At 67.4% G+C, this 24445-nt stretch carries 17 protein-coding genes; 11 read left to right on the top strand and 6 right to left on the bottom strand.

All coding sequences use genetic code 11. From position 1 onward, the window contains the following. Positions 1–14 precede the first annotated feature (14 nt). The 7 genes from tssC to tssA all read left to right on the top strand — a co-directional run bounded on the left by tssC (position 15) and on the right by tssA (position 9476). On the top strand, positions 15–1505 hold the full coding sequence (gene tssC / locus AK36_RS11690) for a type VI secretion system contractile sheath large subunit (RefSeq protein ID WP_011883105.1): 1491 nt from the start codon (positions 15–17) through the stop codon (positions 1503–1505). A 70-nt stretch (positions 1506–1575) separates the two neighbouring features. Then, positions 1576–2079 (top strand): Hcp family type VI secretion system effector, encoded by a 504-nt coding sequence (locus AK36_RS11685; protein WP_011883106.1) that lies wholly within the window; start codon positions 1576–1578, stop codon positions 2077–2079. Between the two features lie 62 nt (positions 2080–2141). Then, positions 2142–2627: a type VI secretion system baseplate subunit TssE gene (gene tssE / locus AK36_RS11680; protein ID WP_011883107.1), complete on the top strand. Its 486-nt coding sequence runs from the start codon at positions 2142–2144 to the stop codon at positions 2625–2627. 77 nt (positions 2628–2704) lie between these two features. After that, a complete protein-coding gene (gene tssF / locus AK36_RS11675; protein ID WP_045578565.1) occupies positions 2705–4540 on the top strand; it encodes a type VI secretion system baseplate subunit TssF in 1836 nt (611 codons plus the stop codon). Further along, a complete protein-coding gene (gene tssG / locus AK36_RS11670; protein ID WP_011883109.1) occupies positions 4504–5604 on the top strand; it encodes a type VI secretion system baseplate subunit TssG in 1101 nt (366 codons plus the stop codon). The genes tssF and tssG overlap by 37 nt, the downstream gene beginning before the upstream one ends. Positions 5605–5642: 38 nt before the next feature. Further along, entirely contained in the window at positions 5643–8315 is a 2673-nt protein-coding gene (gene tssH, locus AK36_RS11665; protein ID WP_014722343.1) for a type VI secretion system ATPase TssH, read from the top strand. 39 nt (positions 8316–8354) lie between these two features. Then, positions 8355–9476, top strand: coding sequence for a type VI secretion system protein TssA (gene tssA / locus AK36_RS11660; RefSeq protein WP_011883111.1), 1122 nt, complete (start codon positions 8355–8357; stop codon positions 9474–9476). 199 nt (positions 9477–9675) lie between these two features. On the opposite strand, the gene AK36_RS11655 is transcribed toward tssA, so the two are convergent. The 5 genes from AK36_RS11655 to AK36_RS11635 all read right to left on the bottom strand — a co-directional run bounded on the left by AK36_RS11655 (position 9676) and on the right by AK36_RS11635 (position 17431). Next, positions 9676–10251, bottom strand: a complete 576-nt coding sequence (locus tag AK36_RS11655) for a hypothetical protein (protein ID WP_045578564.1) — start codon at positions 10249–10251, stop codon at positions 9676–9678. A gap of 141 nt (positions 10252–10392) precedes the next feature. Then, entirely contained in the window at positions 10393–11352 is a 960-nt protein-coding gene (locus AK36_RS11650; RefSeq protein WP_045578563.1) for an OmpA family protein, read from the bottom strand. 4 nt (positions 11353–11356) lie between these two features. Then, positions 11357–12346: a type VI secretion system-associated protein TagF gene (gene tagF, locus AK36_RS11645; protein ID WP_011883114.1), complete on the bottom strand. Its 990-nt coding sequence runs from the start codon at positions 12344–12346 to the stop codon at positions 11357–11359. Next, positions 12343–16284, bottom strand: coding sequence for a type VI secretion system membrane subunit TssM (gene tssM, locus AK36_RS11640; RefSeq protein WP_011883115.1), 3942 nt, complete (start codon positions 16282–16284; stop codon positions 12343–12345). The genes tagF and tssM overlap by 4 nt, the downstream gene beginning before the upstream one ends. A gap of 301 nt (positions 16285–16585) precedes the next feature. Then, positions 16586–17431 (bottom strand): M15 family metallopeptidase, encoded by an 846-nt coding sequence (locus tag AK36_RS11635; RefSeq protein ID WP_014722348.1) that lies wholly within the window; start codon positions 17429–17431, stop codon positions 16586–16588. Between the two features lie 121 nt (positions 17432–17552). On the opposite strand from AK36_RS11635, the gene AK36_RS11630 reads away from it, so the two are divergent. Next, complete coding sequence (locus AK36_RS11630; RefSeq protein WP_034193983.1) at positions 17553–18539, top strand: hypothetical protein; 987 nt, start codon at positions 17553–17555, stop codon at positions 18537–18539. 179 nt (positions 18540–18718) lie between these two features. Further along, entirely contained in the window at positions 18719–19747 is a 1029-nt protein-coding gene (locus tag AK36_RS11625; protein ID WP_011883118.1) for a transporter, read from the top strand. Positions 19748–19863: 116 nt separating this feature from the next. Here AK36_RS11625 and AK36_RS11620 read toward each other — a convergent pair whose 3' ends face one another. Beyond that, a complete protein-coding gene (locus AK36_RS11620) occupies positions 19864–22032 on the bottom strand; it encodes a M1 family metallopeptidase (protein WP_034193981.1) in 2169 nt (722 codons plus the stop codon). A 645-nt stretch (positions 22033–22677) separates the two neighbouring features. Between AK36_RS11620 and AK36_RS11615 the strand changes: the two genes are divergently transcribed. Both AK36_RS11615 and AK36_RS11610 read left to right on the top strand, forming a co-directional pair. After that, complete coding sequence (locus tag AK36_RS11615; RefSeq protein WP_014722351.1) at positions 22678–23172, top strand: LEA/WHy family protein; 495 nt, start codon at positions 22678–22680, stop codon at positions 23170–23172. A 94-nt stretch (positions 23173–23266) separates the two neighbouring features. After that, complete coding sequence (locus AK36_RS11610; protein ID WP_034193980.1) at positions 23267–24400, top strand: methyltransferase; 1134 nt, start codon at positions 23267–23269, stop codon at positions 24398–24400. The last annotated feature ends 45 nt before the right edge of the window (positions 24401–24445 follow it).

Below are 24445 nucleotides of genomic sequence, written 5' to 3'. Positions count from 1 at the left end.
GACGGAGTGTTGAGATGAACCAGCAAACGGCTGCGGCCCAAGCGAGCGGCGCGGAATACGCCGCCGGGACTTCGCTGCTCGACGACATCGTCGAGAAGAGCAAGGTCGCGAAATCCGATTCCGAGCATGCGCGCGCGAAGGACCTGATCGGCGAACTCGTGCATCAGGTGCTCGACGGCACGGTGATCGTGTCCGACAACCTGTCGGCGACGATCGACGCGCGGGTCGCCGAGCTCGACCGCCTGATCTCCACGCAGCTGTCCGCGGTGATGCATGCGCCGGAGTTCCAGCGCCTCGAAAGCACGTGGCGCGGCCTCGACTATCTGGTCAAGGAAAGCAACACCGGCCAGACGATCAAGATCAAGGCGCTGCACGCGCCGAAGCGCGACCTCGTGCGCGACTTCAAGGGCGCGAGTGAGTTCGACCAGAGCGCGCTGTTCAAGAAGGTCTACGAAGAAGAGTTCGGCACGTTCGGCGGCTCGCCGTTCGGCGCGCTGATCGGCGATTACGAGATCTCGCGCCAGCCGGAAGACATGTACTTCATCGAGCAGATGTCGCACGTTGCGGCCGCCGCGCACGCGCCGTTCATCGCATCGGCGTCGCCGGAGCTGCTCGGCCTCGAGTCGTTCGCCGATCTCGGCAAGCCGCGCGACCTCGGCAAGGTGTTCGACACGGTCGAATACGCGAAGTGGAAGTCGTTCCGCGATGCCGAAGATTCGCGCTACGTCGGCCTCACGCTGCCGCGCTTCCTCGGTCGCCTGCCGTTCAATCCGAAGGACGGCCAGACCGCAGAGAACTTCAACTTCGTCGAGGACGTCGACGGCACCGAGCACGACAAATACCTGTGGTGCAACGCGGCGTGGGCCTTCGCGGCACGCCTGACGGCCGCGTTCGACGACTTCGGCTGGTGCGCGGCGATTCGCGGCGTCGAAGGCGGCGGCCTCGTCGAGGACTTGCCGACCCACACGTTCAAGACCGACGACGGTGAAGTCGCGCTGAAGTGCCCGACCGAAATCGCGATCACCGATCGCCGCGAGAAGGAGCTGAGCGACCTCGGCTTCATCCCGCTCGTGCATTGCAAAAACTCGGATTACGCTGCGTTCTTCGCCGCGCAATCGGTGCAGAAGCCGAAAAAGTACAGCACCGACAGCGCGAATGCGAACGCCGTCCTGTCTGCCCAGCTTCAGTACATCTTCTCGGTATCGCGCGTCGCGCACTACCTGAAGGCGATGATGCGGGACAAGATCGGCAGCTTCGCATCGGCGCAGAACGTGGAGACTTTCCTCAACCGGTGGATTTCGCAATACGTTCTGCTCGACGACAACGCATCGCAGGAGCAGAAAGCGCAATTTCCGCTGCGCGAGGCATCCATACAAGTATCGGAGATTCCGGGCAAGCCGGGCTCGTATCGTTCGGTCGCGTTCCTGCGCCCGCACTTTCAGCTCGACGAACTCTCGATTTCTCTGCGACTTGTCGCTGATCTGCCCAAACCGGCAAATTCATAAGCGAGCAATTCGCCCGGGCGGGCCGCCTGGGTAGGACGTTAAAACCACCTCTTTGGGGAGTCGAAGGGCCATGTTACATATGCACATGCAGTTTGGTAGTCCGGCGGTGAAGGGCGAGTCCGCCGACAAGGACCATCAGGGCTGGATCGAACTGAAATCGTGGGATCACTCGATCGTTCAGCCGCGTTCGGCAACGGCATCGACCGCAGGCGGTCACACGATGACGCGTTGCGAGCACGGCGACATGATCTTCACGAAGGAGATCGATTCGTCGAGCCCGCTGCTGTATCAGCACGCTTCGGGCGGCACCACGTTCGACGAAGTCACGGTCCATTTCTCGCGCGCGGACGGCGAAGGCAAGCGCGTGCAGTATCTGGAAGTGAAGCTCAAGTACGTGATCATCTCGAGCATCGCGCCGAGCGTGCGTGAAGAAGGTCTGCCGATCGAGACGTTCTCGCTCAAGTACGCAGCCGTGCAGTGGAAGCAAACCCAGCAGAAGATCGGCGGCAACCAGGGCGGCAACACGCAGGGCGCCTGGAGTCTGACGAAGAACGACAAGACCTACGCGGTCTAAGGTCGGTTGCGGCAACGGGGCGCTGGGCGTCCCGTTGCCGTTTTCGCTGTGAACGCCGACCGATGAAACGCTTCGAACCCAGTTTTCTCGACAAGCTGTTCGACGACGAACCGCACCTGCCGGCCTCGGCAGCGATGCGGCAATTGTCGCTGGACGAGCTCAAGAACACGGTCGCCCGCGACGTCGAGGCGATCCTCAACACCCGTATCGCGCACACCGAACTCGAGCTGGCGGCGCTGCCGGAATGCCAGAAATCGGTGCTTACCTACGGGCTGAACGACTTCGCGGGCCTGAGCCTCGCGAGTCACTATGACCGCGCGTTCATCTGCAAGTCGATCCAGCAGGCCATCGCACGCCACGAGCCGCGGTTGCAGCAGGTACAGGTGACGTTCGAGCTGAACGAGCAGTCGACCAACGCGCTGTACTTCGCGATCCAGGCGCTGCTCGTCGTGCATCCGGCCGAGGAGCCGGTGAATTTCGACGCGATGCTGCAGCCGTCGACGCTGCAGTATTCGGTCACGCGCGCACGCGCGGCCAGAATGCAGTGAATCAAGCTGCCGAGCGGGCCGGACCGCCCGGTGGCGGACCAGGGTCCGGCAGGAAAGATTGAGCTTCGGGGGCGTCGATGGAAGAATTGCTGCCGTATTACGAGCGCGAATTATCGTTTTTGCGGCGCTATTCGCAAGATTTCGCGGAACGCTATCCGAAGATCGCGGCGCGGCTCGCGTTGTCGGGCGAGCATTGCGAGGATCCCCACGTCGAGCGGATGATCGAGTCGTTCGCGCTGCTCGGCGCGCGCATCAACAAGAAGCTCGACGACGACTACCCCGAGTTCACCGAAGCGCTGCTGGAAGTGCTGTATCCGCACTACCTGCGGCCGTTCCCGTCGTGCTCGATCGCGCAGTTCACGCCGGCCTCGCCCGGCCAGCAGACCGAACCGGTCGTGATCCAGCGCGGCACCGAGCTGAAGAGCCGCCCGATTCGCGGCGTGCAATGCCGGTTCCGCACCGCCTACGACGTGACGCTCGCGCCGATCCGCATCTCCGAGGCACGCTTCACGCCGGTCGCGCTCGCGCCGAGCGCGACGGTGCTGCCGTCCAACGCGACGGGCGTGATCTCGATCACGTTCGAATCGCTCGCCGCGCAGCTCGACCTCGGCGCGCTGAAGCTGCCGTCGCTGCGCGCGCACTTGCACGGCGAGCAGTCGTTCGTCGCCGCGCTGACCGACTGCCTGTTCGTCAACGTGCTGGCCGCGTACGTCGAGCCCGAGCGCAATGGCCGCTGGACCGCGTTGCGCAACCTGCCGACCGCGCAGGCCGGCTTCGACGAAGACGACGCGCTGATCGATTACCCGGCGAAGTCGCATCCCGCCTATCGGCTGCTGACCGAATACTTCGCGTTTCCCGACAAGTTCGACTTCGTCGATTTCGACGTCGCGGCGATCGCGCGCGCGGCGGGCCGCTGCCAGCGCGCGACGCTGCATCTCGTGCTGCAGGACGTGCGCAGCGATTCGCATGTCGCGCGCCTGCTCGAGCTGCTGACGGCCAGCCATTTCCGGCTGTTCTGCACGCCGATCGTCAACCTGTTCCGCCAGCACGGCGAGCCGATCCGCATCACGCACCGCGCGGTGTCGTATCCGGTGATCGCCGAGGCGCGGCGCGCGTTCGCGTACGAGGTGTACTCGATCGATTCGGTGAAGCTCGTCAGGCAGCAGGCGCACGAGGAATCGGTGATCGAGTTCCGGCCGTTCTACTCGCTGCATCACGGCGAATCGGCGCGGATCGGCCACTACTGGTTCGCGCGCCGCAACGACTGGGTCGCGCAAAAGAGCCCCGGCTACGAAACGGAGATCTCGATCGTCGACATCGACTTCGAGCCGACGTCGCCGCAAACCGACACGCTGAGCCTCGACCTCACCTGCACCAACCGCGACCTGCCGGCGATGCTCGCGTTCGGCCTCGAAGGCGGCGACCTGTTCCAGGAAGGTGGCGCGCAGACGAGCGGCATCTCGATGCTGCGGCGCCCGACGCAGAGCGTGCGCTTCGAGCGCGGCCGCGCCGCGCACTGGCGGCTCGTGTCGCATCTCGCGCTGAACCACGTGTCGCTGGTCGCGCACGGGCTCGCGCCGCTCAAGGAAATGCTGACCTTGTACGACCTGCGGCGCACCGCGGTGTCGATGCGCCAGATCGACGGCCTCGCCGGCGTCGAGCAGCGCGGCGCCGTGCAGTGGCTGCCCGGCAAGCCGTTCGCCACCTTCGTGCGCGGCATCGAGATTCGCCTGACCATCGACGAGGAGCATTTCGTCGGCGCGAGCCTCGCGTCGTTCGTGCGCGTGCTCGACAGCTTCTTCGGGCTGTACGTGCACCTCAACAGTTTCGTTCAACTAGTCGTGGTGTCGAAGCGCACCGGCGAGGAGATCATCCGATGCAAGCCCCGAACCGGCGAATCGATCCTGGCGTAGTCGACGCGCTGCTCGACGAGCCGCACCGCTTCGAGTTCTTCCAGGCCGTGCGCGTGCTCGAGGGGCTGTTCGCGCGGCAGGCGTCCGATGCGCCGGGCGCGTGGCGGCAGGGCGACGTCGTCGCGCAGCGCATCGAGTTCCGCAACACGCTGTCGATCGGCTTCCCGCCGAGCGAAATCGAAGGCGCGCGCTCGTTCGACGACGACGGCACGCCGCTCGATTCGGGCGACGCGCGCGGCGCGGCGCTCGCCGCCGGCGAGCTCGGCCGCGTCCAGCTGACGCCCGCGTTCTTCGGGCTGCTCGGCGGGCAGGGCGCGCTGCCGCTGCACTACACCGAGCAGATCGTCGCGCGCGAGCATCTCAAGCGCGACCATGCGGCGCGCGCGTTCTTCGACGTGTTCTCGAACCGCGCGACCGCGCTGTTCTACGCTGCGTGGAAGAAGTACCGGCTGCCGTTCCATTACGAACTCGACCGCGACGAGCGCTATCTGCCGCTGTTGCTCGCGATCGCCGGCGTGCCGAGCGACGAGGTGCGCGACAGTCTCGCGGCCGGCGCGGGCGGCGTGCTCGACGAAGCCGTCGCCGGCTACGCGCTGGCCGCGCGGCATCGGCCGATGTCGGCCGCGTACCTGCAGCGCACGCTGTCCGACTACTTCCGCGTGCCGGTGAAGATCGACCAGTTCGTCGGCAAGTGGTACGACGTGCCGCCCGATCAGCTGAGCGTGCTCGGCGAAGTCAACGCCGTGCTCGGCGCGACGGCGCTGGTCGGCGAACGGGTGTGGCAGCGCGACATGCGCGCGCGGATCGTCGTCGGCCCGCTGTCCAAGCGCGATTACGAAGCGTTCCTGCCCGGCGGCCCGCACGCGATCGCGCTCGAACGGATGCTGACGCTGCTCGCCGGCGTCACGCTCGAATACGAGGTCAAGCTCGTGCTCAAGCGCACGGAAGTGGGCGCGAGCGTGCTCGGCGCGGGCTCGCGGCTCGGCTGGGACGCGTTCCTCTGCACGCGCGACGCGGCGGAGGATCGCTCCGACGCCCGCTACGAGCTGCACGTGATTCACTGACTGACAACAAACAAGCAATCGAACCTGAGATCGACGCCATGAGCACGCCCCTGAAGACCCTGATCACGAAACTGAACCCGCTGTGCCGGCACGCGGCCGAACGCGCGGCGAGCGCGTGCCTGGCGCGCGGCCATTACGAGGTCGATCTGGAGCACCTGTTCATCGCGCTGCTCGACGAGGCGACGGGCGATCTGCCGCTCGCGTTGCGCGCGAGCCGCGTCGATCCGCATGCGCTGCGTGCCGATCTCGAGCGCGAACTCACGCGGCTGAAGACGGGCAACACGCGCACGCCGGTGTTCTCCGTGCATCTGATCGCGCTGTTCGAGCAGGCGTGGCTGATCGCGTCGCTCGATTCGCAGCTCGGCCGGATCCGCTCGGGCCATCTGCTGCTCGCGCTGCTGACCGCGCCCGATCTCGCGCAGTTCGCGCAGCGGATGTCCGCGCAGTTCGCGGAAATGAACGTGACCGACCTGAAGCACAAGTTCGACGAGATCATGGCCGGCTCGAGCGAAGCCGAGCCGCGCCAGCCCGATGGCGACGACGGCGGCGATGCGGTGTCCGGCGTGGCGCCGGGCGCGTCGGCGGCCGGCCCGTCGAAGACGCCCGCGCTCGACACGTACACGACGAACCTCACGCAGCGCGCACGCGACGGCAAGATCGACCCGGTGATCGGCCGCGAAGCCGAGATCCGCCAGGCGATCGACATCCTGATGCGCCGCCGCCAGAACAACCCGATCATGACCGGCGAGGCCGGCGTCGGCAAAACGGCGGTCGTCGAGGGGCTCGCGCTGCGGATCGCCGCGGACGACGTGCCGCCGCCGCTGCGCGGCGTCGCGCTGCACGTGCTCGACATGGGGCTGCTGCAGGCCGGCGCGAGCGTGAAGGGCGAGTTCGAGAACCGCCTGAAGAGCGTGATCGACGAGGTGAAGAAGAGCGCGCACCCGATCATCCTGTTCATCGACGAGGCGCACACGATCATCGGCGCGGGCGGCCAGGCCGGCCAGAACGATGCGGCCAACCTGCTGAAGCCGGCGCTCGCACGCGGCGAGCTGCGCACGATCGCCGCGACGACGTGGAGCGAATACAAGAAGTACTTCGAGAAGGATGCGGCGCTCGCGCGGCGCTTCCAGGTCGTGAAGGTCGAGGAGCCGAGCGAGCCGCTCGCGGCCGCGATGCTGCGCGGGATGTCGGGGCTGATGGAGAAGCACTTCAACGTGCGGATTCTCGACGATGCGATCACCGAGGCCGTGCGCCTGTCGCATCGCTATATCAGCGGCCGCCAGCTGCCGGACAAGGCGATCAGCGTGCTCGACACCGCATGCGCGAAGGTCGCGCTCGCGCACAGCGCGACGCCGGCGGCGATCGACGACACGAAGAAGCGCATCGAGCGCATCGACGCGGAGATCGCGTCGCTCGAGCGCGAAGCGGCCGGCGGCGCGTCGCACGACGAGCGGCTCGGCGAGCTGCGCGGCGCGCGCGACACGGCGCTCGCGCAATTGAGCGACGACGAAGCGCGCTATGAAGCGGAGCGCGCGATCGTCGCCGAGATCACCGAGCTGCGCGAGACGCTCGACCGCGCGCGCCACGCATCGGAAGACGGCGAGCCGGTCGACGTGCCGGCCACGCGCGAGAAGCTCGCCGAGCGCGTCGCGGCGCTGCATGCACTGCAGGGCGGCGAGCCGATGGTGCCGCTGCAGGTCGACGGACACGTCGTGGCCGAGATCGTCGCCGCATGGACGGGCATTCCGCTCGGCCGGATGGTGAAGGACGAGATCGACACCGTGCTGAACCTGCAGCCGCTGCTCGGTGCGCGCGTGATCGGCCAGGATCACGCGCTCGACGCGATCGCGCAGCGCGTGCGCACCGCGAGCGCGAACCTCGAGGATCCGAACAAGCCGCGCGGCGTGTTCATGTTCGTCGGGCCGTCGGGCGTGGGCAAGACCGAGACGGCGCTCGCGCTGGCCGACATCCTGTACGGCGGCGAGCGCAAGATGGTCACGATCAACATGAGCGAGTATCAGGAGGCGCACAGCGTGTCGGGCCTGAAGGGCTCGCCGCCGGGCTACGTCGGCTACGGCGAGGGTGGCGTGCTGACCGAGGCCGTGCGCCGCAATCCGTACTCCGTCGTGCTGCTCGACGAAGTCGAGAAGGCGCACCCGGACGTGCTCGAGATGTTCTTCCAGGTGTTCGACAAGGGCACGATGGACGACGCCGAAGGGCGCGAGATCGACTTCCGCAACACGCTGATCATCCTGACGTCGAACGTCGGGTCGGCCGCGGTGATGCAGGCGTGCCTGAACAAGACGGCCGACGAGCTGCCCGACCCGGACGCGCTCGCCGAGGCGCTGCGTCCGCAGCTGTACAAGACCTTCAAGCCGGCGTTCCTCGGCCGGATGAAGGTCGTGCCGTACTACCCGATTTCCGACGACGTGCTGGCCGAGATCATCGAGCTGAAGCTCGAGCGCATTCGCCGCCGCATCGAAGCGAACCACAAGGCCGCGTTCGAATGGGACGAGTCGCTCGTCGATGCGGTGCTCGCGCGCTGCACCGAAGTCGATTCGGGCGCCCGCAACGTCGACCATATCCTGAACGGCACGCTGCTGCCCGAGATCGCCGGCCACGTGCTCGGCCGGATCGCCGACGGTGCGGCCATCGCGCGCATCGCCGTGCGCGCCGACGACGCGGGCGAATTCGCGTACACCGTCGAATGAGCGCGGCCGCGCTCTCTGCAATGACGAACTGAACCCACCATGCCGATCAATCTCCCCGAGCTGCTGACGCCGATCAGCGATGCGTCGCCCAGCGGCGACGACCTGCTGTTCTCGAACGAATTCGACGCGATCCAGGATGCGCGGCGCCATGACGATCCGACGCTCGACCAGGGCGAATGGGTGACCGACATCAAGGAGGCCGACTGGGGCTTCGTCGTCGACCATGCCGGCGAGCTGCTGCGCACGCGCACCAAGGACCTGCGGCTCGCCGTGTGGCTGACCGAGGCGCTGGCGCTCGAGGACGGCATCACCGGCCTCACCGAAGGTTATGCGCTGCTGGAAGGCCTGTGCCGCGACTACTGGGACACCGTGCATCCGCTGCCCGAAGGCGACGACGTCGAATACCGGCTCGGCAACGTCGCGTGGCTGTCGGGGCGCACGGCCGAGCTGCTGCGCGGCGTCGCGGTGACCGACGGCGCGTCGAACGCGTTCACCACGCTCGACTGGGAGGTCGCGCAGCATGTGGCGCAGGCCGTGAAGCGCGATCCCGAACACGCCGAGGAAATCGCGCGCGGCAAGCCGTCGGTCGAGCAGATCGATGCATCGCGGCGCGTGACGCCGATCGCGTTCTACACGGCGCTGCTCGCGAACCTGAAGGCGTTCGAGTTCGCGCTCGACGCGTTCGAGGAGCGGCTGGTCGAACGCGCGGGCGATTCGGCGCCGAGCTTTCGGCAGACGCGCGATGCGTTCGAGACCGTGTATCGGCTCGTCGAGCGTTTCGCGCGCGAGCAGGGATATACGGGCAGCGCACCGCACGCGCCGTCGGCGCAGCAAGCGCAGCCGGAGCGCGTCGAACCGAGCTTCGGCGACGCGTTCCACACCGAGGAGACCCATGTGCAGACGCAGACCGCTTCGCGTGCGCCGGTGGCGCAAATGATCGCCGGCATCCAGAACCGCGCGCAGGCCGTCGACCAGCTGCGCGCGGTCGCGCGTTACTTCCGCCAGACCGAGCCGCACAGCCCGGTCGCGTATCTCGCGGACAAGGCCGCGGAATGGGCCGACATGCCGCTGCACAAGTGGCTCGAGAGCGTCGTGAAGGACGACGGATCGCTGTCGCATATCCGCGAGCTGCTCGGCGTGAGGCCCGACGAGCAGTCGTGAGCGATGGCCGTGTGAGCTGAGAGCCTCAGGTTCCGCAGCGACATGCGGTACTGGCAGGAGCAGAACCGAATCCACGCGAGCCGGAGTGGCCTGCGTTCCTCGAGACACTGAAAACCTCGGCCACACGTACAGACGACGCAGTAGCGCGATGCGGTTTTACGGACTCGCCGATACGCTATCGGCGAGCTCGCACGTTGCGTCATAAACCGCTGACGCGACTCCGCGCTCGCCGCGCCTTGTGTTTCACCGCCTGCTTTTTGCGATCCTCGCCCCACGGCAACAGCGAAACGCTCACCGCACACAGCATCAACCCGCCAACCAGACCGAACAGCGCGAATCCGGTTTCACGCACCCATGCTCCGCCAACAACCGCATCGTTACGCCGAGCAACGCCGGGAAACATCGGCGAAACGCGCAGCCCGTCGGTCGCGGCCGCGCTGCAATATGTATGGGTGAATGCGCCGAACTGTTCGCGGCTGAGCTTGGACGCTTCCGAACGCGAATACACCGGTGACCCGGCCGGCCGCCACGTCGTGTCGTACTGCCGCGTATGTTCCGCGCCATACCGGAACACGGCGCGCGCCTCCCAGGTCACGGCGGATTTCCCATATCGGAGCGACAACTCGCATCGCTCAACGACGGCGGGCACGCGAGGCCACGCACGGGCGCGAACGAGGATGGCGGAATCGATCGCGTCCGCCGCACCCATCAGCACGAGCGTCGCGCCAACGAGCAGCAGAACGGCCGACCGCAGGCAGCGCAGTGCGTCTTTCACGGAGACGGCCGGATCGAACGATCGACCGACCAGCGGACCGGTGCATTGACCAGGACGCGGCCCATCGATCGCGCCCGCGCGATCCACGTTCCGCGTTCACCGGCGTCCTGCCGTCGGCTCGCCATGCCCACACCCGCGCGTCTACTGCCCCACCCGGAACTCGATCCGTCGATTCCTCGCCCGCCCGTCCGCCGTATCGTTCGGCGCGATCGGCTGATCCGGCCCGACGCCCGTCGTCGTCATCTGCTGAGGCTGGATGCCCTTCGTGATCAGATAGCCCTTCACCGCATCCGCGCGCGCCTGGCTCAGCGCGATGTTCGAGGTCCGGTTCCCGGAGTTGTCGGTGTGCCCGATGATGTCGACCGTGCGGTTCTGCATCTTCGCCAGCGCCGCCGCCATCTGATCGAGAATCTGCTTGCCTTGCGGCGTCAGCGTCGCGCTGCCGGTCTCGAACTCGATCGTGCGGTTCGCGAGCGTCTGGTCGAGCACGCCCTGTTCGGACGCCGACACGCGCAGCCCGTTCTTGATCGTGTAGGTCGGGTTCAGCGAATTCGCCATGTCGCTCGCGAGCTGCTGGCGCTGCGCTTCGTTGTGCACCTCGCCCTTCACCTCGATCTGCGTGCCGTTGATCTTCAACTGGCCCTTGCTGATCTGCTTGAGCTGCGCGCCGAGCAGCTTCTGCACGTTGGTGCTCCAGTTCGGCGGCGTCGCGACGTCGCCCACCTCGATCTGGTCGACCACGTTCGCCGCGCCGTACGTGTCGCGCAGCTTCTGCAGTACCGCGGCCTTGGTCGCCTCGTCGGGCACCTTGCCGCCGGCCACCACCTGGCCGGGCGTCGCGTTCGCCGGCGGCGGCGTGATCGTGCCGGCCGTGCCGTGCACGACCGTGCCCGACGCCGTGCCGGGCGCGGCCCCCGGTGCGTCGCTCGCATTCGGCGTAGACGGCAGCGCCGTCGTCGCGACCGTGCCGTTGCCGACCGGCGTGACGGTCGCGCCGCCCGTGTTCTGCGCGTAGGCGCTGCCGGCGACGAGGCCGGCCGCAGCCAGCGCGGCGAAGAACGGCAGCAGGCGCGTGCGCCGTGCGTGAATCGTGCGTTGCATCGCGTCAGCCTCCGATGAACGCTTCGCGGAACGCGTCGATGGCGACGCGCAGCGACAGTTGCGGTTGGTCGAGGTAGCTGACGAGCTTGCTGATCCGGTGGTCGTTTTGCGCATGGGCGTCGATCCACTCGGGATCGTCGATGTCGATGTTGTGGGCGGCGTAGGTCTGCGGATCGACGACGCTCAGCAGCGTCTTCGACGACGCACCGTTGAAGCCGACGATCAGTCGTTCGCGCTCGGCGATCGTGCCGATGAAGATCGCGAGCTCGAAATCGGCCTGCGCGACGAACGGTGCAATCAGTTCGAGCCAGAACGCGGCGACGAGGCTTCGGTAGAACGGATCGACCGGCAGCGGCAGCGTCAGGCCGCGCTCGATGTGCGACGAGCCGCTTTGCATCACCGGCCGCAGCAGCGAGCCGAGCGCGAGCATCGCGCCGCGCAGCCGCACCGGATGGCCGCTCTCGAGCAGCATCTGCTGCAGCCCGTACAGCGACTGGTGTTCGACGAAGTCGTTGAAGGTGCCGTCGTGCGACGTGCCGGGGCCGCCGACGTCGATCGGCACCTGCGTGTCGCCGAGCGCCTGCAGCGCGCCGGGCGGCTCCTCCTTCGCGAGCAGCGCCGGCATCTGCGCGGCGACGCGCGACCACAGCCGCGCGAACGCGAGCGGGCTGCGCGCGAGGAACGCGAGCGGCCGCTCGACCTCCAGCGCGGTCGCGCCGAGGAACGGGAAGCGGCGCATCGACACGTCATGGCTCGCGACCATGTGCCCCGCGATCGCCAGCTTGCTGCGCGAGCCGAGGAACGCGAAATGCATCGGCTTCGCATCCTCGTAGACGATCTTCCAGCGCGGATCCTCCGCGAGCAGCTCCAGCGCCTGCGCGATCCAGCGATCGAGCGTCTGCAGCAGCTGCGGGTTGTGCGGGCTCTTCACGAAGTCGCCGCGCGACGGAATCTTGCCGAAGTAGGCGATCTGCGCCTGAACGGTTTGCGTCATTGCGCCCCCTGTGCATTCGTTGCGGTGGCGGCCGCGACGGCCGGTGCCGCGGCCGGCGCGCCGGCGCCCGCCTGCGTCGCGTTCTGTGCGGCGCCGGCGCTCGCGTCGGCGATCGACGACGGCAGCTGCAGACCGCGCAGGCTCTGCTGCTGAGGTTGGTCGCCGCCGCCGCCGGTCGGCTGCGACGTGCTGATGATGCGCATCGTCACCGACACGTTCACGCTGCCCTGAACCCACGTCAGATCGAACGTGCCGTCCGGGCGGCGCTTGCGCTGCGCCGAGTTGATCAGCTTCTCGAGACCGTAGCGGCCAGGCTCGTTGACGAGCTGCACGGTGCGGCCGTCGAAGGTCGTCGCGGACAGCGTCGCGCCGGGCGAACCCTGCGGGTTCGGCCACACGAAGTTGGTCCACTGCGGCGGCGTGTTGCGGTAACGCAGTTGCTGGCCGTCGATCGCGATCGTGTATTCGGTCGTGCCGGTGCTCGGCTGCGGCAGGATCTGGAACACGGTCTGCGGTTCGGACGCGGCGGCCGCGCCGCCTGCCGCACCGCCCGCGAGCGGCGCGACCCAGCGCGCGAAGCCGTTCGTGAAGTCCGGCGTGAGGCCGATGCCCATGTCGCCCCACGTGCGCGCGGCGAGGGTGTCGCCGCGGCGCACCGCGAGCGGCCCGAGCGTCGTGCCGACGAACTTCGCGATCGCGCCGTCCGGACCGAACACCTGCGCGATTTCACCGGCGCCGGCCTCGACCTTCGCGTTCGGCGCGAACGGGTACTTGGTCGCGAGCGAGCTCTGGAACGGCTGGTACACCTGCGCGTTCCAGACCTTGTTCACTTCCGCGCTGGCCGGCTGGATCACGACCGAGAACGCCTGCATCAGCGGCCGCACCAGCAGCGGACGCAGCGACTTGCGTTGCGAATCGGTGAGGCCCGTCAGCATCTGCTCGTCGACGAACTTCAGCGAATCGGCCAGCTCCGAGCCGTTGCCGTCGAGCGTCTGCTGCATCAGCTGACGCGCGCCGGGGCCGGGGTCGCCCTGGTTCTTGATCACGTTGAAGCGCGTGCGCACCTTCGACAGCGTGTCCATGTAGCCCTTGAGCATCGACGTGCCGTCGTGCGTCGCGACGATCCGCGCGAGCCCGACGAACTCCTGGCCGATCGGACCCATCGGCACCTCGGCCGGATTGCCGTTGATGTCGATGTTCGCGGCGGCCATCTGGCCGGCCTGCGAGCGCGTGAACCACTGCTTCACCCAGTTCACGACGCCCGTCTGCGCCTTCTTGATCGTCACGTTCGCGAGCGACGGGTTGTCCCACGAGGTCTGGTCGTACGCGGTCTCGAGGATCTTGCGGATCGGCGAATCCTGCGGGTCGCCCAGGCGGTTCATCCCGTCGACGGCCTGGCCGAAGCTCGTGAAGCCCTGCACCGCGATGCCCTGCATGAACTTCTGCCAGTGCTGCGCGTATTCGGTCTTGTACATGCCGACCAGCGTCTTCTGGATCTGCTCGGGGCTACCCTCGAGCGTCAGGTCGTCCTGCGTCGACGTGTTCAGCACCCAGTCCTTCGCCTGCAGTTCCTTGGTCGCCGCGTCGCGGATCGCCGGCTGCACGTAGTCGAACCACGCTTCGCGCGTGAACGTGCCCGGAATCGCGTAGCTGCCGGCGATCAACCCCTGGTTGCCGTCGCCGACGATGCGCGCGATGGTCATCGGCGCGAAGCGGGTCGACGCGCGCGCCTTGATTTCCTCGTAGACGCGCTGACGCGCCGGCATGCCGCGCACGACGCGGCGCAGGTTCTCGCGCGTCTGGTCGACCAGCGCGAGGTTCGCGTCGATCATCGGCCAGTCGTCGTCGTTCACGCGCGACAGATAGAACGAGATCATCCGCTCGGCGCTCTTGATCATCTCGTCGCGCGGCATGTTGCCCCGGTTCGTCTCCAGCCAGCCGCGCCAGAAGCGCGCAAGCTGGTCGGTCAGGTGCGCCTGCTCGACGTGACGCTTGTCGGCGAGCATCAGGTAGGTCTTCAGCGCGTTGTACGCGTCCTGCACGTTGGTCGGCGACGCGTCGCTGTAGAGGCCGCCCTGCGGCGCCGCCGGCTGTTGCGGCGCGGCGGCCGGCGTGGCCGACGCGCCTTGCGCGGCGCCGGCGAGCGGCGTGGCGCCCGGCGGATTGGTCGAGACCGGCATCGCGCCGCCCTGCACCGCGCCCGATTCGGGCGGACGCGTCATCGGCACGAGCTGCTCGGGGTGCGCGTTCACGTCCTTCATGAACGACGCGAGATTCTGCGACACCGGCGCGAGCAGGATCTGCCGCACGCCGTTGTAGTACTCGGTCAGCAGATGCTGCTCGAGGCGGTCGCCCTGGTACAGGCCGAGCGACACCGACATCGGCTTGTCGCGGCGGAACTGCTCGAGCTGCTCGATGCGGTCTTCGAGAATGTCCATCGCCTGCAGCCGCGACTGCAGGTCGTTGCGGCCCTGCTGCAGGCGCGTGACGTTGTCGAGGTCGGCCTGCACGTTGGCGACGAGCTGCTGGTTGCCGATCGTCGACCAGGTCCAGCCGCCGAGCGCGAGCGCGAGCGCCGCGACGAAGCCGAAGAAGGTCGCGTAACGCAGCCGCGTCTTGGTGGGGCTCGCGAACTGGCGCACGGTCTGACGGTCCGCGAAGATCACCTTCGAGAACAGGTCGCGCAGGAAGAAGCCGTTCTTCGAAAATGCGCTGTGCGGCTTCGGCAGCGCGCTCGCGTCGAGGCCGAAGCGCTGAGCGATGCGCTGCGCGGCGGCGCTGTTGGTCTCGCCTTCCTGCAGTGCGCTGGTGAAGTAGAAGCCGCGGAAGATCGGCTTGTACTGGAACGGGTTGTTCTCGAACAGCGTCGCGAGGAACGCGCGCAGCGCCGGCTTGATCGTCGAGAATTCGAGCGGGAAGCTGAGCTGGCCCGGCGACAGCTGGTTGCCGCGCGACAGCGACAGCTGCGCGACGCTGATCTCCTTCAGCCCCTCGTACAGCTCCTCGAAGCGCTCGTCGAACAGCGTGACGACGTCGCGCTTCTCGTCCGGTTCGTAGGGCAGGGTGGCGCCCCACACGCGGTCGTATTCGTGCTTGTCGCTGCTGCTGAAGAATTCGGTGAAGCCGGTGATCAGGTCGGCCTTCGTGAACATCACGTAGACCGGTGCGAACACTTCGAGCTTTTCGGTCAGCTCCTGGACGCGCTGACGCAGGTTCTTCGCGAGGTTGATCGCGAACTCGGGGCGGTTGCCGGTGAGCTCGGCGATGCTCGCGGTGACGATGATGCCGTTGATCGGCGCCTTCGGCCGGTAGCGTTTCAGCAGGCCGAGAAAGCCGAGCCACTCGCTGCGGTCTTCCTCGTGCACCGAGTAGCGGCCGGCCGTGTCGAGCAGGATCCCTTCGGTCGTGAAGAACCAGTCGCAGTTGCGCGTGCCGCCGATGCCGTGGATCACCGCGCTGTTCTTGTCGGCGAACGGGAACTGCAGGCCGGAGTTCAGCACCGCGCTGCTCTTGCCCGCGGCCGGGTTGCCGATCACGATGTACCACGGCAGTTCGTACAGCGCGGAGCCGCCCGACACCTGGCCGATCTTCGACGTCTTGATCGTCTTCACCGCATCGGACAGGCGCGTGCGCAGCACGTCGAGGTCGGCGGTCTTCGTGTCGGGCGCGAGCGCGGCCGCGGCGGGCGCCGTGATCTTGCCGGTTTCGGCCTGTTCTTCGAGCACCTGGCCGAGCTGCTGGTTCGCGCGCTTCACGCGCCAGCGGCGCCACAACGCGACGGCGAGCCACAGCACGAGGATCGCCGCGAACGCGAGCGCGGCCCACAGCAGCGGCAGCTGCAGCATGTCGGCGACGATGAAGAGAATCGCCGCTAGCGCGACGATCCCGACGATCGAGAGCGTACGCGGATGAGTCAGCACGTTGAGGATGCGTTGCATAGGACGTTCAGGTTCCGGTGCGATTCGGTGAGGCGACGCGGGCGCGCCGAGCGGACAGCGTGGCGCCGCGATGTGTCGCCGCGCTGTCAGGCGGGATGAAAAGGGCTGGCATCAATGCGCCCGCGGCATCGGAGAAGGCGCGCGCATTAATGAAAGGATGCCGTGAGAATTAAAACGGAAGCGGGCGCCCGAAAAAATCGCGCAACGGAATGCCCGATCGATTGCGCCGCCCAAATCATTTCCTGCCGGGTGTTTGAAAAGCCCCATGCCGCCCTCATTATTTCTTGTCCGGCAGCCATGACTAGCTGCCGCGTCCCAGTTTAAAACCGGGTTTATGGTATTCCACGTGTCCGAGATCCATCATTTTCCATCGGCCGCCCCACGTCAGGCCGACCTGCTCGGCAACCTGCCCGTACAACTGGTAGCCGCGCATCGCCCACGGATCTTTCTCGGAAATGACCAGCTTGCCGTCGCGCAGGAATGCGTTGTCCGCTGCGAGCCCGAACTGGTGATAGCTCTGGAAAGCGGCCGCATTGGTCACGTTGGTGCCCATTTGCGCGAGCCGGTTCTGACGTTCCGGACTCCGATAACCCTCCAGCAGCGCCATCTCGTAACCATACTGTTCGTGCATGATCTTGTAGACCAGCAGCAAACGCGTACGGAAATCGGGATCCAGCAGGTTCCAGTCGCGGCTCGCATCCTTGAGCGCGGGCCGCACCTGCTCGACCTCCCGCGTCGCAAACACTTCAGGCGGCAACGGCGGCGGCGGCACGAGCTGCTCGCCCTGCAACAGCGCGGCGATCTTCTCGTCGGGCACGCGCGCGGTGTCGTCGTACTGAAACAATTGCCGACCGCGTAACGCAATGGCCACCAATGGCGGCGTCGCAAGAATACCTGCCGATACCATAATCATCAAGCGCCGTCGAATCAGTAAATTTTGCACATCGCTTAATGCGCCGCGCGTAACGCTTGCCGATTTAACAATTTGACTGCGCGTGCGGGCGGCGCGATCGGTTGCGCGGCGCGTCAGGCGGCCATGAAATTGCGCGACCGAATCGAAAACGGCCGCGCGGATACCCGGTAAAAGCAACAGTGCCGCGACCGCGACGGCGAGGGCGAAATAGGCGACGAGGGCGACGGCAATCAACGATATCCCCGGAAATTGGAATTGATTGTGTTTTGCAATGCTTGCTCTTAGAATCAGGCTGCCTTGAGAGGCCGGGCTATATTATCGCGGTGAATTAAACCAGGATTCAATGAGACGCTGAATGAGTGCGCCGGAAAATACCAATTCGAAAACCCCGCCTAGCCTCCTGTCCGACACCAAACCGGCAGGCGAGGGCGGGCCGCAGCAGTCGCGCATTCTCGCGAATCTGGAAGGACGCGTCACGCCGCCGGCCGAAGCGCCGCGCCGTTCGCTGAAGGCGCCGATCGCGGCGATCGTCGCACTGGTGGTGGCGGTGGGCGGCTGGGGCGCGTGGCGCTGGCAGCAGCAGTCAGCCGAGCCCGCCGTCGTGGCGGCCGCGCCTGCTCAGGCGCCCGCGAAGGCCGAGCCCGCCAGCGGCGCTGCCGCGCAGGTCGCGCAGAATGCCGCCTCGGCCGCGTCCGCGACGCCGGCCGCGCAACCGGCGACGATCGTCAATGACGACGCCGCATCCCAAACCGTTGCATCCGCATCGTCCGCGGCGTCGGGCGCGGACAACAGCCGCCTGTCGCGCGCGCTCGCGAACGGCGCCGCCGACGCATCGGGCACGGCCGCGACCGGCGTCGCCGCCGCGACGGCCGCCGCCGCTGCGACGAAGAGCGCGAAGGCCAACGGCGCGAAGAGCGACAAGCTCGCCGCACGCGGCAAGGCCGACGCGAAGGCAGACACGAAGACCGAAACCAGGGCGGAAGCGCGCAAGCGCCACAAGGAGCAGCAGGCGGAGCTCGCACAGGCGAAGAAGCGGCGCGACGCGACGGCGCGCACCGCGAACGCGAAGGCCTCGGCGAAGGACGATCCGGATGCGGATCTGCTGGCCGCGCTCGTCGCACGCACCAAGCCGGCCGACAAGAAGGCCGCCGCGCAGAAGGCGCAGGCCGCACCGACCAAGACGGCCGCGACGACCGGCGGTTCGCTCGCCGCGCGCGTGAAGGAATGCGAACAGCGCGGCTTCTTCGAGGATCAGCTGTGCCGCTGGCGCGTGTGCGACGGTCACTGGGGCAAGGATCCGGCGTGCCCGAGCGCGGCGCAATCGCCGGAGACGCGGCAGTAACCGGCGTCACGCCGATCGGTTCGTCGCCAATGCGCCGCCCTCCGGGCGGCGCATTGCTTTTGGGCCGCCGCCGCGCCCGCAGCGGGTGACGGCGAGCGCGTCACGCGCGCGTCACATGCGTCGGGCATACGTTTCCTTTCATTTTCCGGCGCGACCGACGCGGCACGACCTTCGACACGATGGACCTGATCGTACAGACTTACGGCGCCGATACGTCCGGCATGGTGTGCGGATTCCGTTTCACGCCGGGCGGAGCGGGCGCGACGCTCGATGCCGAGGCAGCGGCCGCATGGCTGCGCACGTGCCGCGCGCGCGATGCGTCCGCCGCGGACGACTTCGTCTGGCTGCACTTCAATCTGGCGCACGGCGCGAGCGAGCGCTGGATGCGCACGCACCTCGGCCTGCCCGACAGCTTCTTCGCGTTCCTGCACGAAGGCTCGCGCTCGACGCGCATCGAGCAGGAAGACGGCGCACTGCGCGCGATCGTCAACGACGTGATGTTCAACCTCGAGCTGACGCCGTCGGAGATCGCGACGCTGTTCGTCCACGTCGAGCGGCGCATCATGGTCACCGCGCGGATGAAGCCGCTGCGCTCGGTCGACACGCTGCGCGCGTGCGTGCGCGACGGCGAGCGCTTCCGGTCGCCGGCCGAGCTGCTCGTGCATCTGCTGCGCGACCAGGCCGACCTGCTGATTCAGATCATGCGGCGCACGAGCGTCGACGTCGACCGCATCGAGGATCGCTTCCTGTCGCAGCGGCTCACGTCGAATCGCGTCGAGCTGGGCGCGCTGCGCCGCACGCTGACGCGCCTGCAGCGCATGCTCGCGCCCGAGCCCGGCTCGATCTTCCGGCTGCTCGCGAAACCGCCCGCATGGCTGCATGCCGAAGACGTGCAGGAGCTGCGCGAGTCGACCGAAGAGTTCTCGCTGGTGCTCGGCGATCTGTCGGGGCTCAACGAGCGCATCAAGCTGCTGCAGGAGGAGATCGGCTCGCGGCTCGACGAGCAGAACAACCGGACGCTGTTCACGCTGACGCTCGTCACGGTGATCGCGCTGCCGATCAACATCGTCGCTGGCTTCTTCGGGATGAACGTCGGCGGCGTGCCGTTCGCGGAGAACAAGCACGGCTTCTGGCTGATGGTGCTGCTGGTGGCCGGCTTCACCGCACTCGCCGCATGGTGGGCGTTTCGCCGGCGCGGCGAGCGCTAGCGGCGCGCAAAAAAAACGGGCCCCGCATGCGGGGCCCGGCGCAGGACCAGACGGTTCGAACGCCGACCGGCGCCGCGCATGCGGCGGCACCGGCCGGGCGAGCGCCGCCGTCGCCGTTACTGCACCAGCGTCTTGCGCGGCTTGAACATGCCCTGGTAGCGCAGCGACGGACGCTCCTTCGTCGTCGGTGCGATGCCGCCGAAGCTCGGCGTCTGACGCAGCTTCATCGCGGCCGGCGAAGCGACCGAGCCGATCGACGTCGAGCGTGAAGCCGGCGCGAGGTTGTTCGCGACGAGCAGCGCGGCCTCGCTCTTCAGGTTCGCGAGCAGCACCGGATCGGTCGAGCTGTTGACCTGCGTGAGCAGGCCGCTCCACGCGGCGTCGCTGTAGTTCACGACGTAGTAGTCGAGCCCGCTCGGATCGGCGACCACGCCCGTGCAGCCGTCGACGCGCGTCTGCGCCTGGGTGTCCTTCAGCGCGAGCGTCGTGCGCTGCGCGAGACCCTGGCCGTACGCGAGCGTGATCGGCACCGTCCACTGCAGGCCCGGATACGCGTTCGTGTTCGGGAACGGCTGCTGTTTCAGCGTGACGATCGTCTGGTTCTTCGTCATGTCGCACTGCGTGTCGAGCGTGACCAGCGGCACGCCGGTCTGGCGCACGTAGCTGTCGCCGATCGGGCCGACCGGCTGGCCGCTCGCCTTCGACAGCTCGTCCCACAGGCGCTTCGGCGTACCGTTGCCGAACGAATAGTCGACCAGGTACTGCTGCAGGCCCTTGCGCAAGGTCTGCTCGCCGAGATAGTTCTCGAGCGTCTTCAGCACATGGCCGCCCTTGTCGTACGTGAACGCGCTGGCGCTCAGCACGAAGTCGTTCGACGCCCAGTCGTTGAAGTTCGGCGCGACCGGGAACGCGTTCGGGCCGATGTCGCGGTTGATCACGCGGTACTTGTTCTTCACCTGGTCGAGCCAGCTGAACTCGTCGGGGAAGAACTGGATCGTCGTCTTGTTTTCGAAGAACGTCGCGAACGACTCGTTGAGCCACACGTTGTCCCACCAGTCGGTCGTGACGAGGTCGCCGAACCACTGGTGCGCGACTTCGTGCGTCAGCACCTCGTTACCGTAATGCGACATCGGCTGGCCCGGCTGCGGCAGGATGTCGTCTGCGAACTCGAGAATCGAGCCCCAGTTCTCCATCCCGCCGAAGTTCAGGTCCTTCTGCTCCTTGAACGCGTCGTTCGCGGCGACCGTGTCGAACTTCGTCAGCGGCAGCGGGATGCCCGTGTAGCGGTAGTAGAAGTCGAGCGCCTGCTTGGTGCGGTCCATCGCCGGCTTCGCCCAGTCGCTCATGCCCGGCGGCGTGAACACGCGCAGGTGCAGGCTGCCCTTGGCGCCCGGCAGCGGGCTCGTGAAGTTGTCCTCGTAGGTGTCGAACATGCCGCCGCCGAAGAACAGCAGGTACGACGGCATCGGCGGCGTCTTCTCGAACTGCACGAGCTTGTAGCCGCCGCCGACGTTGGTCGACGGCTTCTCCGCCGCGTTCGACACGACGCGCCAGTTCTGCGGCACTTCGGCCGTCACTTCATAGGTCGGGCGGAACGCCGGTTCGTCCCAGCCCGGGAACCACTGGCGCGCGAGGTTGGTTTCGCCCTGCGTGAGGATCGCGCCGCTCGTCGTGCCGTCGGTGCTCTTCAGGTCGACGCGGAACACGCCTTCGGCGGCCGAGCAGCCCGGATACGGATCGTCGCCGCAGCTGCCGCCGGTGTGGTTCACCGGATCGTCGTACGACTTGAAGTTGATGATCCCCGACCACTCCATGTGCAGCGAATAGTTGCCCGGTGCGATCGTGCCGGCAGCGGGGCGCAGCTGGTAGAAGTCGCCTTTGTCCTGCGGCGTCGCGATCAGCTGGATGTTGCCCGGCTGCAGCGTGATGCGGCCGTTCGTGAACTTGATCCGGTGGCCGGCGATCACGATGTTGTTGACCGGCTTCAGCACCTTGATTTCGACGTCCGCACGCCCGTCGAACGCGTTCAGCGCTTCGTTCGGGCGGAACCACAGCCGGTAGTTGACGGGCACCACGGTGTCCGGCAGTTCGACCGGCGACACGCTCTTGTCGACGTTGGACGCGCTCGGCGCCGTGGCGACCGCCGGCGACGAGCTCGCTTGCGGCGCACCGGCCGAGCTGAGCGCGGAAGCGGAGCCCGAGCCGCCATCGTCGCCGCCGCAGCCCGCGAGTGCGAGTGCGGCAACCAGCGGCAGATAACGCATCTTCTGAATGTTGATCGGCATGACTGAAACCTCGATTGTTGAAAGAATCGTTCAGTGCTGCGAAAACGCCGGCAAAGGAAATCCCTCGCCGTTAATCGGTGGCGATGACGGATGCCAATGACGGTTTATTCGAAAAAGACGGCGGCCGACTACGTGAAGGTAATCATGGTTTACTGCCCCCTCTGTGTTTCCGGATATCGGTTGACTTGCCGGTTCAAAATGGCCGTGCGCGGGTTGTACTGAATTGATTTCGCGCACACGACACGGGGCCGCGCGCCCTGCGCGGGCGCGCATTCCCTTGATTCCCTTTGAAACGACGACCCACGGGGCGGACCGGGCCGGGCCGCAGTACGGCAGGACGGCATGTCGCCGTTCCGTAAAATCGCCGTCATGCGGCTTCGAGGTTTGTCGGCCTGCTCGAAGGATGCGTAAATATACTTGATGGTTTTGGGTAAAGGAAACGAAAAAATTAGAAAGCGTATATCTAGAATTTTTTGCATGGCATTGAATGCCGGTCGGTATTAATTCGCTTTCGGAGGCTTCAGTCGTTTCCGTAGTTTTAATCTATTAACGATCTCGCCGCGAAGCGGAAACTACGAATCGGGGCGCGGTCGGTACAATGCAGCGACGATCCATTCCGCCGATTGCCGCCAAGGAGGCCTGCCGATGACCCGCGCCCTGTTCCGTATCGCACCGCTGCGCGCCGCGCTGCTGCTGTTCGCCGCGCTGTTCGTGCTCGGCGGTTGCGCCGGCCTCACGCGCGAGCCCGTGTCCGTGACGGTCGCCGGGCTCGATCCGCTGCCCGGACAGGGCCTCGAGATGCGCTTCGCCCTCAAGCTGCGCGTGCAGAACCCGAACGACACGCCGATCGAATACGACGGCATCTCGGTCGCGCTCGAGGTGAACGGCTCGCCGTTCGCGAGCGGCGTCAGCGATCGCTCGGGCGTCGTGCCGCGCTTCGGCGAGGCCGTGATCGACGTGCCGGTGTCCGTGTCGGCATTCGCGGCCGCGCGCCAGGCGTGGAATCTGCCCGGCGCGGCCGCGAGCGGCGAGTTGCCGTATGCGCTGCGCGGGCGGCTCGCGGGCGGCGCGCTCGGCGCCGTGCACTTTCGCGACGCCGGCACGTTGCGCATGCCGGCGCTGCCGGCGTGGGGCGGCTAGCCGCCGTTTTGCCGGGACGGGCAAAGCGCGGTATGGTGTCGTCCGCGCGGTGCGTCTGCACCGCCTGTCTGAAGCCAACCGTAGCCGAGCTCGCGTGACCGATTTCCCCGTTTTCCACTGGACCGACGCCGACGGCGTCGAACATGCCGTGCGCTGGCGCTCCGAAGCGGGCGTGCAGCCGCCGCGGCGCGCCGTGCCGGCCGACGACCGCATCACCGCGGACGCCGCCTACCGCCTCGCGTGCGAGGGCACCGCGCTGGTCTGGCAGGGCGACTTCCAGAACGCGCGCCAGCTCGTGCAGGCGCTGGCGCGGCGCGTCGAACGCAAGCCGAAAAAGGCGAAGGCCGCGGCCGGCGTCGACGCGTTCAACCTGCACCGCCTCGCGCAGTCGCAGCGCGCCCGCACGCTCGGCATGGTGCTGATTCCGCTCGACGCCGACTACACGATCCCGCTGCGCCGCGCGCCCGACGTGCGCGCCGCGTGCGAGGAAGCCTACGGGCCGGGCGGCACGCCGTCGGTCGTGTCGCTGCGCGAGCTGCTCGGCCTCGTCGGCGCGCACGAATGGCGCAAGAAGGGCGTGCCGATTCCCGCGCTCGGCGGCGCGCCGATCCATCCGCATTACGGCGTGTTCTCGCCGGTGCGCGGCGAATACGTCGAACTCGTCGCGCGCACGCCGCTGCCGGCCACCTCGCTCGCGTTCGACATCGGCACCGGCACCGGCGTGCTCGCGGCCGTGCTGGCGGCGCGCGGCGTCGAGCACGTCGTCGCGACCGACCAGGATCCGCGTGCGCTCGCATGCGCGCGCGAGAACGTCGCGCGGCTCGGCCATGCCGATCGCGTCGACGTCGTCGCGGCCGATCTGTTTCCGGCCGGCCGTGCGCCGCTCGTCGTCTGTAATCCGCCGTGGGTGCCGGCCCGCCCGAGCGCGCCGATCGAGTACGCCGTCTACGATCCCGACAGCCGCATGCTGCGCGGCTTCCTGTCGGGCCTCGCCGCGCATCTCGCACCGGGCGGCGAAGGCTGGCTGATCCTTTCCGATTTTGCCGAGCATCTCGGCCTGCGCTCGCGCGACACGCTGCTGCAATGGATCGACGAAGCCGGGCTGGTCGTGCTCGGCCGCGAAGACATCCGCCCCGCGCATCCGAAGGCCGCCGACGCGGACGACCCGCTCCACGCGGCGCGCCGCGCGGAGGTCACGTCGCTCTGGCGGCTCGGCGCGCGAGCCTGAGCGCGCATTTTCGGTAAACTGTCGCCATTCCTCACGAATCCCCGC

It is taken from the genome of Burkholderia vietnamiensis LMG 10929 (assembly GCF_000959445.1).
Classification (GTDB): domain Bacteria; phylum Pseudomonadota; class Gammaproteobacteria; order Burkholderiales; family Burkholderiaceae; genus Burkholderia; species Burkholderia vietnamiensis.
The sequence above is the reverse complement of the archived record's forward strand: the minus strand, read 5'-3'. Positions and strand labels throughout refer to the sequence as shown.